The sequence below is a fragment of the Flavobacterium sp. ACAM 123 genome, assembly GCF_000264055.1.
GTDB lineage: Bacteria > Bacteroidota > Bacteroidia > Flavobacteriales > Flavobacteriaceae > Flavobacterium.
Map to the genome: position 1 here is coordinate 25005 of NZ_AJXL01000031.1, position 12225 is coordinate 37229.

A 12225-nucleotide genomic window follows, 5' to 3' on the forward strand; every position below is an offset into this window, starting at 1 on the left:
ATATAACACCAATTGAAATGAGAAAAAAGATAGTTGCAGGAAACTGGAAAATGCATAAAAATGCAGAGCAAACCGAAGATTTATTAAATGAATTGATCGATAAAATACCTTTTGAAACTGAAGTACAAATAATAGTTGCTCCTACCTTCATTAACCTCTCTACAGCGGTTGATCATTTAGAGTTTGTTGGTATTGATGTTGCGGCTCAAAATATGCATCAAGCAGAAAGTGGTGCCTTCACAGGAGAAATATCTGCTGATATGTTGCAAAACGTTGGTGTGAATATTGTAATTCTTGGACACTCAGAACGCAGAGCGCTTTTTAATGAAACGGATGCAATGATTGCAAACAAAGTAAATACTGCTTTAGAGCATGACATGACTGTGATTTTTTGTTTTGGCGAAGAATTAAAAGACCGTCAATCCAAAAGTCATTTTAATGTAGTGGAAAATCAATTAAAAGATGGTTTATTCAACATTCAAGCTTCCGATTGGGGAAATGTAGTTTTGGCCTACGAGCCAGTATGGGCTATTGGAACCGGTGAAACTGCTTCTCCAGAACAAGTACAGGAAATGCATGAATTCATCAGAGAAACGGTTCGTAAAGCATATGGAAGCGATATCGCAGACGCGGTGTCGATTCTATATGGAGGAAGCGTAAAACCAGAAAATGCAAAGGAAATTTTCTCAAAACCAGATGTAGACGGAGGTCTTATTGGTGGTGCCGCTTTAAAATCAGATGATTTTGTTGCGATTGTGAACGCATTTTAAAAAAATTATACCAAATACAGGAAAAGCGGCAATTGAATTTGCCGCTTTTTTTATTTTTATAATATTCGATAAAAAGGAAAGAGTACCTTTGCAAAAAAAATAAACATGTCAAACATATACATTGGTTACCATTTTACGGTTGAACCAAAAGAGCTGGGTTCAGAAATATTAATTGCCGAATTAGGAGAAACAGCTTTTGAAAGTTTTACAGAAACGGAAACTGGCCTTTCTGCCTTTGTACAAAAGGAACTATGGGACGAGACAATTCTGGAGAACGTGCGTATATTAAAATCAGAAGAATTCAACATCGAGTATACGTATGAGGAAATCGATCCTGTAAACTGGAATGAAGAATGGGAGAAGAATTTTGAGGCGATTAACGTAGAAGGAAACTGCCATGTACGTGCTCCCTTTCATCCAAAAACGGATGCTGAATTTGATATATTGATTGAGCCAAAAATGAGCTTTGGTACCGGTCATCATGAGACGACACACATGATGATTCAGCACTTGCTAGAAACAGAAGTTGTAGGGATGACAACGTTAGATATGGGTTGTGGAACAGCTATTTTAGCTATTCTTGCCGAAATGAAAGGCGCTAAGCCAATTGATGCTATCGATATTGACAACTGGTGTTATTTAAATTCCATCGAAAATGCGGAACGCAATAATTGTGAGCACATCACTGTATACGAAGGCGACGCTTCTTTGTTGAAGGATAAAAAATATGATTTAATTATTGCCAACATCAACAGAAATATTTTGTTGAATGACATGCAAAGTTACGTAGATTGCTTAAACCCAAAAGGAACCCTTCTTTTAAGCGGGTTCTATGAACAAGACATTCCATTTATTGACGCTTCCTGCGCAGAAAAAGGGTTGACTTATGTTAAAAAATTTGAAAGAAACAATTGGGTTTCACTAAAATACGTAAATTAGTGGTCTACTTAAAGTAATACAAAAGATTATTGGGATACCATTAATGAGAATAAAATGCTGAATTAAATTGTTTGGACCCACGAAAAAACTAAAATATCTGTAGATTTAAGACGGAAACTAATTAGGGAAATCTCCCAAAATACGGGCTATATTTGGTGATGAACATGAGCTTATCGATTATATATGATACGAAGTTTATGAATGGCACAGTTTTGGCATTTTCGACAAAAGCATTAGAAAAAGCGAAGGTTCGGCTAAGCAAGAAAGCAATTAAAATACGGTGAACTGTTACAGATAGCAATGACTACAGTCACTATAGGACTTATTCTATTTGCCATTACTATGGTACATCTCCTGTTTTAACTACGAATAAACAAATAAGCAATTATTTTAAGTCCGCTCAATGATGAATTCGCAGCCTTTTAATAATTGGAAAATTTTCAGATAAAGTCCCCGAAGAATGCAGTTGTATTGATATTAAATAATATACAGAGCCGGCGCTGCAACAGCAATTCCATCTCGATTATGGAAAACTAAAATGTATTAATGAAGATCATAGAAAGCCCTTTGAAACTATGCGAAATTTTGTATTTTGTATTTTTAAGAAACGATAAGTCAACTATATTTTTATCTAAACACTAAATTATTTAAAAATGAGTACAAAAGAAAAAATAAGAGAAAAAGTCAGTGTAAAGGAAGTGACCTCTAAAAATAATGAAATCATCGTTTATAATGATGATGTCAATACTTTCGACCACGTAATCGATACCCTAATCCGCGTTTGTGAGCATACGCCTGAACAAGCGGAACAGTGCTCCTTAATTGTGCATTATAACGGGAAATGCACCGTAAAAACGGGTCCCCTTGACAAGTTGAAGCCGCAATGCACCGGCTTATTGGACGCAGGATTAAGTGCAGAAATAATATAAATTACTTTTAGGGAAAAAAAATTCCTATTCGATTTTTTGTTGCAAATTATTTAAAAAACATTCTATTTTATCCTATATTTGATTAAAATAGAATGTTTCTATGGAAGAATTTGGTAAAATACTACTGATTGCGATGCCACTTTTCTTATTATTCATCATTCTGGAAAAAATGTATGGTGTCTACAAAGGAGAAGACAGCGTCCCCTTAATGGATAGTGTATCGAGCGTCAGCTCCGGAATTACAAACGCTGTAAAAGATGTCTTAGGTCTTAGTATTACTTTTATTTCCTATGGTTGGATGGTTTCTAACATGGCTGTTTTTCATTTAGAAGCCACTATTTTTACTTATCTAGTCGCTTTTATCATTGTTGTCTTTTACGGATACTGGACCCATCGTATTAACCACCAGGTCAATTTTTTCTGGAATAAACACACCATCCATCATAGCAGTGAGGAGTTTAATCTCGCTTGCGCTTTGAGGCAAACCGTAGCCAGTTTTATAAATTTATTTACTTTTTTACTTATTCCTGCGGCCATTATAGGAATTCCCACTGCAGTCATCGTCATAACACTTCCCATTCAATTGTTTTTGCAATTTTGGTACCATACCAAACATATTAAAAAAATAGGGCGTTTTTAGAGGATATTCTTGTTACTCCTTCACACCATCGGGTGCATCATGTCATTAATCCGGAATATATCGATAAAAACCATTCTCAGTATTTTTATTTTTTGGGACAAATTATTCCATACTTTCCAAGAAGAATTACAAGGAATCCCTCCTGTTTATGGCATTACAAGACCAGCTCAAACCTGGAATCCGATACGCATTAACTTTCAACATCTAGGCCTATTAATTTCTTATTCTTGGCGTGCAGAGAACTGGAAGGATAAATTGACCATTTGGTTTAAACCCACCGGTTGGCATGCAGAAAACTTCGAAGAAAAATATCCTGTAAATAAAATTACAAACGTGTATGCTTTTGATAAATATGGAACGGAAGCTTCTTCAACGCTTATTTATTGGTCCATTACCCAAGCATTGGTAACCTTGCTGTTTGCCAGTTTTTTTTTCTACAACATAGCCGCGATAGGCTTGCCTGTTATTTCTATTTACGGTTTGTTTGTATTCCTAACAATATATAGTTATACTGAATTAATGGATAAAAACCGCTTCTCTGTTTATTGGGAAACCGTACGTTTTCTATTCGGTTTAGCTATTCTTTATTATTTTGGGGATTGGTTTGGACTCAATTCACTATTTCTTGAGGGAAATTTTATCGTTGTCAGTTACCTCCTACTCTCATTAGTAATGACAGTTTATTTTTTGTCTTTTGAATTTAAAGCAAAAAACGTTGCACTTCTCAATGCCTAAATATCGACCATGAAAAATACCTTACTATTAAATAGTTACATCGCTTTATGTTTTATCTATCTCTTAATTATTCTCTTGGGTCACGAAAATATTGCTTGGTATATTAAGCCCTTTTTGATTCCATTTCTACTATTGGTGGTTTATCTCCAAAGTGATTTCCATTCAAAAAAGTTCCTATTAACCGCTTTAAGCTTTTCGTGGTTTGGCGATATCATCCTTTTATTTTCTGATAGAGATGAGATGTACTTCATCGTTGGCCTAATTTCTTTCTTAGTCTCTCCTATTGCTTATATTCTATTATTTAACAAACAACTAAAACCGCAAAACACCAAAAACAAGGCTGTTTTTTGGACTGGTGTCACTGCAATTATAATGTATTTAATCGTGATGATTGCCTTTTTGCTGCCGCGCCTTGGTGATTTAACTATTGCTGTTTTTGTTTATGCACTGGTTATCTCAACAATGTTGTTGTTTGCTTTTAAAGGTTTCCTGATATGGCAAACGCCAGCAAATTGGTATATTTTGATGGGCGCTGTTTTTTTCGTAAGCTCAGACAGCATTCTGGCCTTCAACAAGTTTTATAAGCCTGTTGTGTTGAGTTCCTTTCTTATCATGACTACTTATCTGATCGCACAGTATTTGATTGTATCCGGTATTTTAAAATTAAATCAAAAAAAATAGCATCCTCTATTACTAGAAGATGCTATTTATTTTTTTTTAGTTACCCCGATTAATGGGGCAATTTATCTTTTAAAACTCCATATAAATAAGTGCCGAACAAAGCTCCGAAAAGAACTACTAAAACGCTCCAAAAACCGGCACCTAGTAATATGAATATCGGACCCGGACAAGCACCAACGAGTGCCCAACCTAATCCGAAAAACACCCCTCCGATCAAATAACGTGCAGAGCCTTGCTCTTTATCTTTGATTTCAATTGCTAAGCCTTTGATATCTTTTAAATTTCTTCTTTTCATCAACTGAATTCCAATGATTCCGGTTAGGACTGCAGTCATGATGATTCCGTACATATGAAACGACTGAAACTGAAACATTTCATAGATTCGGTACCAGGAAACGGCCTCTGATTTTGTCAATACTATTCCAAAAACAAAACCAACCAATAAATATTTTATTACTTTCATATTCTAAAAAATTAAGGGAAATAATAAATAAGCCATGATCAACCCTCCAACAAAAAATCCAATAACGGCCTTTAAAGAAGGGATTTGCAAGTTACTCAAACCGGAAATCGCGTGACCGGAAGTGCAGCCGCCCGCATAGCGAGTTCCAAAACCGATTAAAACGCCTCCTAGTAACAAAATCAAAATACCTTTTGGAGAAGTGAATATCTCCGGTCCAAAAAGGGCTGCGGGCATTAGTTTCCCGTTTGGAGAATCGATTCCCAATTGTGCCAACTGGGCTATAGTTTTTGGATTTATAGCAACATTTGAAGGATCAGCCATGAAATGAACAGCTATAAAGCCACCCATCATGGCACCTAAGACCACCACTAAGTTCCAACGTTGTGCTTTCCAATCGAAGTCAAAAAAGGCAACACGTTTCCCCAAGCCTGCCATAGAACACAACGAACGTAAATTAGAAGACATACCAAATGTTTTCCCAAAATAGGTCAAGGAAAGCATTATAATGCCAATCAAAAAACCGGATACATACCACGGCCATGTTTGAAAAATAATATTCATGTTTTTAATTTATTTTTTGCAAAAGTAAGGATTCTAACTTTTATAGTAATCACATTTTACGACACAATTGTTTTTAGAGGGTGGTTTCCTTTTTAAGTTTCCTCTATATTTGTGTTTTATAAGATATTGCCGGTAAAAATCGTTACTCTCTTATATTTACAACTGAATACAAATTACAAAAATTATAAAATATGAAAAAAATAATATTTTTTATCTTTCTACTCATCACCTCTGTTTCCTGCATAAGTACAAAATCTACTTTGCAAAACGTGGATGACAACGCTCCTATTCTCCAACTCTCCAGAAACAATACTTTTGTAATTACAGAATATAGCAAAGACGCAAAATATGGTTACGATAAAGACTATCCTGTTAATATTTTTTATCGAAACACAAAGGACGAATCTATAAACCAAGGACGATTTCTCCATGCACTAGCCGGACCAAACGGAGAAAACATCACATTCAAAAAGCTCGAAAGCTGCTGTCCATTCCCTAATAAAAGAAGCGAAATGGGCGCAGGATTTCTCGATGTTTATGATATAACATGGGAGGGTCAAAAGAAACCAATTATTTTATATGTAAATATTTATGAAAAAGGCGTGTTAATGGTACCTGTGGGATTTAGTTTAAAAAAATTTTAAATATAACAACTCTCACCCTAGCCCTGATAGAAGCGGTATCCTTACTAGTTTTTCTTTAAAAACAGTAAGATACAAGCGGATAGCAGGAAATAGCTTCTTAAAAAGAAATAAAATCTAAAGTTAAGTTGCAAATCATAACTATCTTTGCACTTTCAAAAAAACAATTATGAACATACAAGATATTCCTCAAATTAAACATACGGATAGCGGTAACTTTTTTTTACTGGCCGGACCTTGCGCGATAGAAAGTGAAGAAATGGCAATGCGAATTGCTGAAAAATTAATAGGCATCACTGACAAATTAGAAATTCCTTACGTTTTCAAGGGTTCGTTTAAAAAAGCCAATCGTTCAAAAATTGACAGTTTCTCCGGTATAGGCGACGAGAAAGCGTTAAAAATCCTTAGAAAAGTGTCTGAAACTTTTGGCGTTCCTACAGTAACTGATATTCATACGAATGAAGATGCGGAAATGGCAGCACAATATGTGGATGTACTTCAAATCCCCGCCTTCCTAGTTCGACAAACTGACTTAGTTGTGGCTGCAGCCAATACTGGAAGAGTAGTAAACCTGAAAAAAGGACAATTTATGAGTCCTGAAAGTATGAAACATGCTGTACAGAAGGTATTGGATTGTAACAATGGAAATGTAATGGTAACTGATCGCGGAACTATGTTTGGATACCAGGACATGATTGTTGATTTTAGAGGGATTCCTACGATGCAACAGCATGCAACTACAGTACTTGATGTTACGCATTCATTACAGCAACCCAACCAAACAGCAGGTGTTACAGGAGGAAGACCGGATATGATTGAAACAATTGCCAAAGCGGGAATTGCTGTAGGTGTTGATGGAATTTTCATAGAAACTCATTTCGATCCGGCTAATGCCAAAAGTGACGGAGCAAACATGTTGCATTTGGATTATTTTGAGGCCTTAATGACTAAACTAGTCGCCATTAGAAAAACGGTTAATACGTTCTAATTTTTATAACTTTTACTTTGAAAAATATATTTTTATTCGCAGCATTCATAACCTTCTTTTATTCTAACACAATAAGTGCTCAAGAAGAAATCAAAATACAAGATAAATATACAGCACATAAAAAGGGGAAATTCTTTGTATCGTGGGGGGGAAACCGAGAAAGTTATACTAAATCTGATGTGAACTTTAGAGGAAAGGATTACAATTTTACTATAGAAAATATAGTTGCTCATGACAAACCTAAGGGATGGCATGTTGATTATATAAATCCGGTAAGAATGACCATTCCGCAAACTAATTTTAGAATGGGTTACTTTATAAATGATCATTATAGTATTGCATTAGGAGTTGATCACATGAAATATGTGATGACTCAAAATCAAACGGCAAATATAACTGGAAGTATAAGCGCTAACACCCCGTTTGATGGAGTTTACAATAATACACCAACAGTAATTACTGAAAATTTTTTGATGTATGAGCATACTGATGGTTTAAATTATATCAACACAGAGCTTTCTAGACATGATGATATTTCGTCTTTATTCAAAATTAGAAATACTGATAAAATTCAAATTAATTTAACCGAAGGTGTAGGTGTTGGTTTGTTATATCCAAAAACTAATGCAACTCTTTTAGCTAAAGAACGTTACGATGATTTTCATGTTTCTGGCTATGGAACTTCTCTAAAAGCGGGTTTGAACGCAACATTTTTTAAACACTTTTATATACAAGGAGAGTTAAAAGGCGGATATATTAATATGCAAGATATTCGTACTACTAAAAGTGTTGAAGACAGTGCTTCACAAGATTTCTTCTTTTTACAGAGACTTATCGCTTTTGGAGTTATTTTTAAAATCTAAATATACCCTACAATTATTTGATGAGGCTGTCCGTAACTGGCAGCCTCATTTTCTTTAAAGTACATTTTAAACCCCTTTTTTACATTAGTTTTAGCTCTGTCTCTGTAATATCTGATATTTTATGGTTACTTTAGTAGCTCATTATTAAACTAGCCTTTGGTATTAAAAAGGTATTATTTTTTAAAGGAATGGGGAAAATGAAACGAACAGAAGAAAATGTTATAAATAATAATTATGATAATTATGACAGTTTCGATAACTTCGAAAAATTTTTTGATTTGGCACCCGACTTACTCTGTGTAGCCGGATATGATGGCTATTTGAAAAGAGTAAATCCAGCAGTATCAGAATTATTGGGTTATACAAAGGAGGAATTACTATCTAAACCCATCGATGAATTCGTTTATCCTGATGATCGAAAAAGTACTTCCAGCGCCAGAAATGAACTTAGAAAGAAAATCTCTTTATTTAATTTTGAGAACCGTTATATCACCAAAAGTGGCGCTATTGTATGGCTATTATGGACTTCATTACCCATAGAAAGTGACAAAGTGGTATATGCTATTGCAAAGAACATCACTTATAAAAAAGAACTAGAAGAGGAGCGAAATATACATTTAGCCGAACTGACAAAAATTAATCACGAATTCAAGCAGATTACTTATTCCACTGCTCACGATATCAAGTCACCTGTTAATAATATGCTGACCGTTTTTGAACTTTTAGATCTTTCTAAAATTACGGATTCGGAAACTCTTGAATTTATTTCGATACTAAAATTTTCGACAGAGGGTTTAAAACAAATGCTGAGTGAGTATATAGCAATTTTAAATGAAACAAATATAATTAATTCCCATCTCGAAGAATTAAATTTAAATGCTACCTTAGATGAAGTTTTACTTTCCATTAATTCAATAATCAATAATTCAAATGCGATAATTAATGTAGATTTTTCAGAATTTGAAACTATTAGTTTTAACAAAGGCTATTTGAAAAGTATTTTTCTAAACTTGCTGACAAATGCAATCAAATATTCTAAGTATGATTGCGTACCCATTGTTTCCATTTACTCAAAAATTGTCAATGGAAATAAACAATTAATTATATCTGATAATGGAATTGGGTTTGACATGGATAAGGTAAAAAGTAAAATTTTTGGCCTACATCAGAAGTTCAATGATAATATTGACAGCCAAGGTATTGGTCTCTATTTAGTTTACAACCATATTACCAGTCTTGGAGGCAAAATAGCAGTGGAAAGCAAAATAAATGAAGGCGCTAAATTTATCATCACATTTAAGAGTTGAAATGAAAATTAGGAAATAAGGTGCTTGAATTTTTAGAATTGTAATAGTGATGCGATGAAAGAATATTTAAGTGTAATACTCTTATGATAGAAATTCCCAAAATACCAAAGTTACGCTCTTCAACCGTTACCTTTTCAGTACTTGAAATACTTCAAACTATTGTATTGATTTGTTTTATACTTTATTTTGGAAAAACTCTTTTTATTCCTCTTAGTTTTTCGTTATTGATCAGTTTTATTCTTTTTCCGGTTTGTAAATGGATAGAGGGTAGAGGAATAAACAAAATAGGAGCTATTATACTTTCCCTTTTAATCATTATCTTATTTATCGCAATCATCGTTTATTTACTTTTTGTACAAATCAATGAGTTCTCTAATGAATGGGGACTGTTTCGTGAAAAACTTTTGGAAGCTTTGAATCAAATCAGTGTTTTTATCGCTGAGCGATTTGAAATAACTACGGAAGAACAAGTTGTTTTTTTTAAAAACTCCATTAATAATTCTAGTACACAGGTATTTTCATTCCTCCGAAGCTCACTGTATTCGCTCTCAGAATCTCTATTTTTTCTTTTAATTATACCTGTTCTCTCAGCGCTTATTCTCTATTACCGCCCGATATTGGCAAAAGCGTTGTATCAAATTTTTCCTGCTAACAAAAAAGAAACGATTCATGAAATCCTGATTGAAACGATACGTGCGTATTATGATTTTATCAAAGGAATGTTCTTAGTCTATATCGCCGTTGGACTTCTAAATAGTATTGGCCTTTTAATTGTTGGAGTGCCACATCCATTTATGTTTGGTTTTATCGCCTCCATTCTTACTTTTATTCCCTACGTAGGGATTATGATATCCTCTCTTTTACCCATTGCCGTTGCTTGGATAACATTTAATTCCATATGGTATCCATTAGGTGTTGTTTTAGTTTTTACGATTGTGCAGGCATTGGAAGCGTATGTGATATTTCCTTTAGTAGTAGGCCACCGCTTAAAAATTAATACATTAGTTATCATCATTATGATCACTGCGGGAGGAATTTTATGGGGTGCTGCAGGAATGATTCTATTTATTCCATTCACAAGTATCGTAAAACTAATTGCCGATCGTTCACCCCGTTTAAAAATATTGTCTATCCTCTTGGGAGAAGAAGAGAAAGAGCCTAATAAAACACAACTCTAATTTTTGTCCACGTTTCTTTACACTTGATTCAGATACTTAGTACTTAAAAACAGCTCTACACTATTGGAGTCTTTGGATCAAAAAAACCAAAAGTGTTACTCTTGTAGTTTTTTTACAGTGTCTCCGTATTTTTTCCGTGTTTTGGGAATTATGACCACGAATATTTTTAGATAAACGTCAATATAAATTACAACGCTAATTCCACTAAATTCCAGTTAGCTCAAAGCATCAATGTAAAAGCATAACTTTGAGAGTACTAAAAACGAAGATTATGCAATTACAAGACTCCTTTTCTATTCCAAAGATATTCATTGGTTTAGATATTCACAAAAAAAGCTGGACAGTTTCTATTTAAACAGATTTATTTTTTCACAAGACTTATTCTATGCCTTCTAATGCAGAGGATTTGTATCTATATGTGGAGCGAACATTTCCAGATCACGCCGTTGATTTAGTTTATGAAGCGGGTTGCTGTGGCTTCTCCGTTTCAAGATATTTTTTAAACTTAGGATGGAACGTTCTAGTTGTTAACCCCTCAGACGTAAAGAGAGGAGATAAAGAACGATATCAAAAAACAGATGCCTTAGATTCTAAAAACTTGTCCAATCAATTAAAATCAGGTGTTCTTAGAGGAGTTTTTATTCCTACAGAAGAGCACGAACAATTTACGACCTTGGCTCGCCATAGAACCCAAGTGACCAAGAAACTGCTACAAACCAAATCACATATCAAAAGTATGTTGCTGTTTCATGGAATAAAGGTACCTGAAGAATTTGATAATTCTAATTGGAGTATAGCTTTTATTGTGTGGTTAGAGGATATTAAATTCAGTAGCTCTTGTGGTGATTTAGCATTGCAAGGAAAAATACGAATGTTCAAGTTTATCAAATCAGAATATTTAGAAATTGCAAATCAAATGCGCGCTTATTGTAGAAAAAACAATAACAAAGATTACAATCTTTTGAAAAGTATTCCTGGAATAGGAGGCTATCTAGCAAGTGTAATCTTGGCAGAATGTGGGGATTTACGTCGGTTCAATAACGAAGGGGAGTTTAGTTCCTACATCGGATTAGTTCCTGGAATGTATAACAGTGGAGAGTCAGAAAAGTGTTTAGGAATTACGCCAAGAAGTCGTTCTCAATTACGAAGTTATTTAGTAGAAGCTGCTTGGGTCGCTATTAGAAAAGATACAGAAATGCAGAATTATTATCGAAAACATCAAGGTAAAAACGTAAAAAGTGTCATTATAAAAGTAGCTCATAAAATGGCCAGAAGAATTCTTTCTGTCATTAAGACCGAAACCGCATATCAAATTAATAGAAATTTAGTCCCGATAGCTATCGCGATAGAATAATAAAAATAACCTTCTTAACAAGCTCAATCATACAAGAAAAATAGACTACAAAACCGCCATGGTGGTTCCATAAAATGAAGCCACATCTCAAAGTAGGTAGCTATTTTATTTATTGCTTCGCCAATTCAAGCGGAGCTCTTGGGTCTTACAATCATACCGATGCTGGTGGCTGCCAT

14 protein-coding genes are annotated in these 12225 nt (G+C 34.3%); 12 read left to right on the top strand and 2 right to left on the bottom strand.

Features of this window, described 5'->3' with window-relative positions:
• Positions 1-17 precede the first annotated feature (17 nt).
• The 6 genes from tpiA to A3SG_RS0107690 all read left to right on the top strand — a co-directional run bounded on the left by tpiA (position 18) and on the right by A3SG_RS0107690 (position 4694).
• Positions 18-770, top strand: a complete 753-nt coding sequence (gene tpiA, locus A3SG_RS0107670; protein WP_016989445.1) for a triose-phosphate isomerase — start codon at positions 18-20, stop codon at positions 768-770.
• 105 nt (positions 771-875) lie between these two features.
• Positions 876-1709, top strand: a complete 834-nt coding sequence (prmA, locus tag A3SG_RS0107675; protein ID WP_016989446.1) for a 50S ribosomal protein L11 methyltransferase — start codon at positions 876-878, stop codon at positions 1707-1709.
• A gap of 653 nt (positions 1710-2362) precedes the next feature.
• The gene (locus A3SG_RS0107680) at positions 2363-2638 is read left to right on the top strand and encodes an ATP-dependent Clp protease adaptor ClpS (RefSeq protein WP_016989447.1); all 276 of its coding nucleotides are present in this window, start codon (positions 2363-2365) and stop codon (positions 2636-2638) included.
• Positions 2639-2738: 100 nt separating this feature from the next.
• Positions 2739-3278, top strand: coding sequence for a sterol desaturase family protein (locus tag A3SG_RS22950; protein WP_316945218.1), 540 nt, complete (start codon positions 2739-2741; stop codon positions 3276-3278).
• 39 nt (positions 3279-3317) lie between these two features.
• Positions 3318-4013 carry a hypothetical protein gene (locus A3SG_RS22955; protein ID WP_316945219.1) on the top strand — a complete coding sequence of 232 codons (696 nt, stop codon included), beginning with the start codon at positions 3318-3320 and terminating at the stop codon, positions 4011-4013.
• Between the two features lie 9 nt (positions 4014-4022).
• Positions 4023-4694 carry a lysoplasmalogenase gene (locus A3SG_RS0107690; protein ID WP_016989448.1) on the top strand — a complete coding sequence of 224 codons (672 nt, stop codon included), beginning with the start codon at positions 4023-4025 and terminating at the stop codon, positions 4692-4694.
• 49 nt (positions 4695-4743) lie between these two features.
• On the opposite strand, the gene A3SG_RS0107695 is transcribed toward A3SG_RS0107690, so the two are convergent.
• Together A3SG_RS0107695 and A3SG_RS0107700 are read right to left on the bottom strand one after the other, a co-directional pair.
• Positions 4744-5157 carry a DUF6691 family protein gene (locus A3SG_RS0107695; RefSeq protein ID WP_016989449.1) on the bottom strand — a complete coding sequence of 138 codons (414 nt, stop codon included), beginning with the start codon at positions 5155-5157 and terminating at the stop codon, positions 4744-4746.
• A 3-nt stretch (positions 5158-5160) separates the two neighbouring features.
• Positions 5161-5718: a YeeE/YedE family protein gene (locus A3SG_RS0107700; RefSeq protein WP_016989450.1), complete on the bottom strand. Its 558-nt coding sequence runs from the start codon at positions 5716-5718 to the stop codon at positions 5161-5163.
• A 191-nt stretch (positions 5719-5909) separates the two neighbouring features.
• Between A3SG_RS0107700 and A3SG_RS0107705 the strand changes: the two genes are divergently transcribed.
• The 6 genes from A3SG_RS0107705 (at position 5910) to A3SG_RS19370 (ending at position 12049) form a co-directional block, all read left to right on the top strand.
• A complete protein-coding gene (locus A3SG_RS0107705; protein WP_016989451.1) occupies positions 5910-6362 on the top strand; it encodes a hypothetical protein in 453 nt (150 codons plus the stop codon).
• A 166-nt stretch (positions 6363-6528) separates the two neighbouring features.
• The gene (gene kdsA / locus A3SG_RS0107710; protein WP_016989452.1) at positions 6529-7347 is read left to right on the top strand and encodes a 3-deoxy-8-phosphooctulonate synthase; all 819 of its coding nucleotides are present in this window, start codon (positions 6529-6531) and stop codon (positions 7345-7347) included.
• 17 nt (positions 7348-7364) lie between these two features.
• A complete protein-coding gene (locus A3SG_RS0107715; protein WP_016989453.1) occupies positions 7365-8210 on the top strand; it encodes a hypothetical protein in 846 nt (281 codons plus the stop codon).
• A 197-nt stretch (positions 8211-8407) separates the two neighbouring features.
• Complete coding sequence (locus A3SG_RS0107720) at positions 8408-9517, top strand: PAS domain-containing sensor histidine kinase (RefSeq protein ID WP_050979824.1); 1110 nt, start codon at positions 8408-8410, stop codon at positions 9515-9517.
• An 83-nt stretch (positions 9518-9600) separates the two neighbouring features.
• Positions 9601-10695 (top strand): AI-2E family transporter, encoded by a 1095-nt coding sequence (locus tag A3SG_RS0107725; protein WP_016989455.1) that lies wholly within the window; start codon positions 9601-9603, stop codon positions 10693-10695.
• Between the two features lie 385 nt (positions 10696-11080).
• Complete coding sequence (locus tag A3SG_RS19370) at positions 11081-12049, top strand: IS110 family transposase (protein ID WP_016989456.1); 969 nt, start codon at positions 11081-11083, stop codon at positions 12047-12049.
• Positions 12050-12225 lie beyond the last annotated feature (176 nt).

What these genes read in the sequence shown, in the direction of transcription:
- tpiA (WP_016989445.1), top strand. Translation starts at nt 18, where the DNA reads ATGAGAAAAAAGATAGTTGCAGGAAACTGGAAAATGCATAAAAATGCA.
- prmA (WP_016989446.1), top strand. Translation starts at nt 876, where the DNA reads ATGTCAAACATATACATTGGTTACCATTTTACGGTTGAACCAAAAGAG.
- A3SG_RS0107680 (WP_016989447.1), top strand. Translation starts at nt 2,363, where the DNA reads ATGAGTACAAAAGAAAAAATAAGAGAAAAAGTCAGTGTAAAGGAAGTG.
- A3SG_RS22950 (WP_316945218.1), top strand. Translation starts at nt 2,739, where the DNA reads ATGGAAGAATTTGGTAAAATACTACTGATTGCGATGCCACTTTTCTTA.
- A3SG_RS22955 (WP_316945219.1), top strand. Translation starts at nt 3,318, where the DNA reads ATGTCATTAATCCGGAATATATCGATAAAAACCATTCTCAGTATTTTT.
- A3SG_RS0107690 (WP_016989448.1), top strand. Translation starts at nt 4,023, where the DNA reads ATGAAAAATACCTTACTATTAAATAGTTACATCGCTTTATGTTTTATC.
- A3SG_RS0107695 (WP_016989449.1), bottom strand. Translation starts at nt 5,157, where the DNA reads ATGAAAGTAATAAAATATTTATTGGTTGGTTTTGTTTTTGGAATAGTA.
- A3SG_RS0107700 (WP_016989450.1), bottom strand. Translation starts at nt 5,718, where the DNA reads ATGAATATTATTTTTCAAACATGGCCGTGGTATGTATCCGGTTTTTTG.
- A3SG_RS0107705 (WP_016989451.1), top strand. Translation starts at nt 5,910, where the DNA reads ATGAAAAAAATAATATTTTTTATCTTTCTACTCATCACCTCTGTTTCC.
- kdsA (WP_016989452.1), top strand. Translation starts at nt 6,529, where the DNA reads ATGAACATACAAGATATTCCTCAAATTAAACATACGGATAGCGGTAAC.
- A3SG_RS0107720 (WP_050979824.1), top strand. Translation starts at nt 8,408, where the DNA reads ATGAAACGAACAGAAGAAAATGTTATAAATAATAATTATGATAATTAT.
- A3SG_RS0107725 (WP_016989455.1), top strand. Translation starts at nt 9,601, where the DNA reads ATGATAGAAATTCCCAAAATACCAAAGTTACGCTCTTCAACCGTTACC.
- A3SG_RS19370 (WP_016989456.1), top strand. Translation starts at nt 11,081, where the DNA reads ATGCCTTCTAATGCAGAGGATTTGTATCTATATGTGGAGCGAACATTT.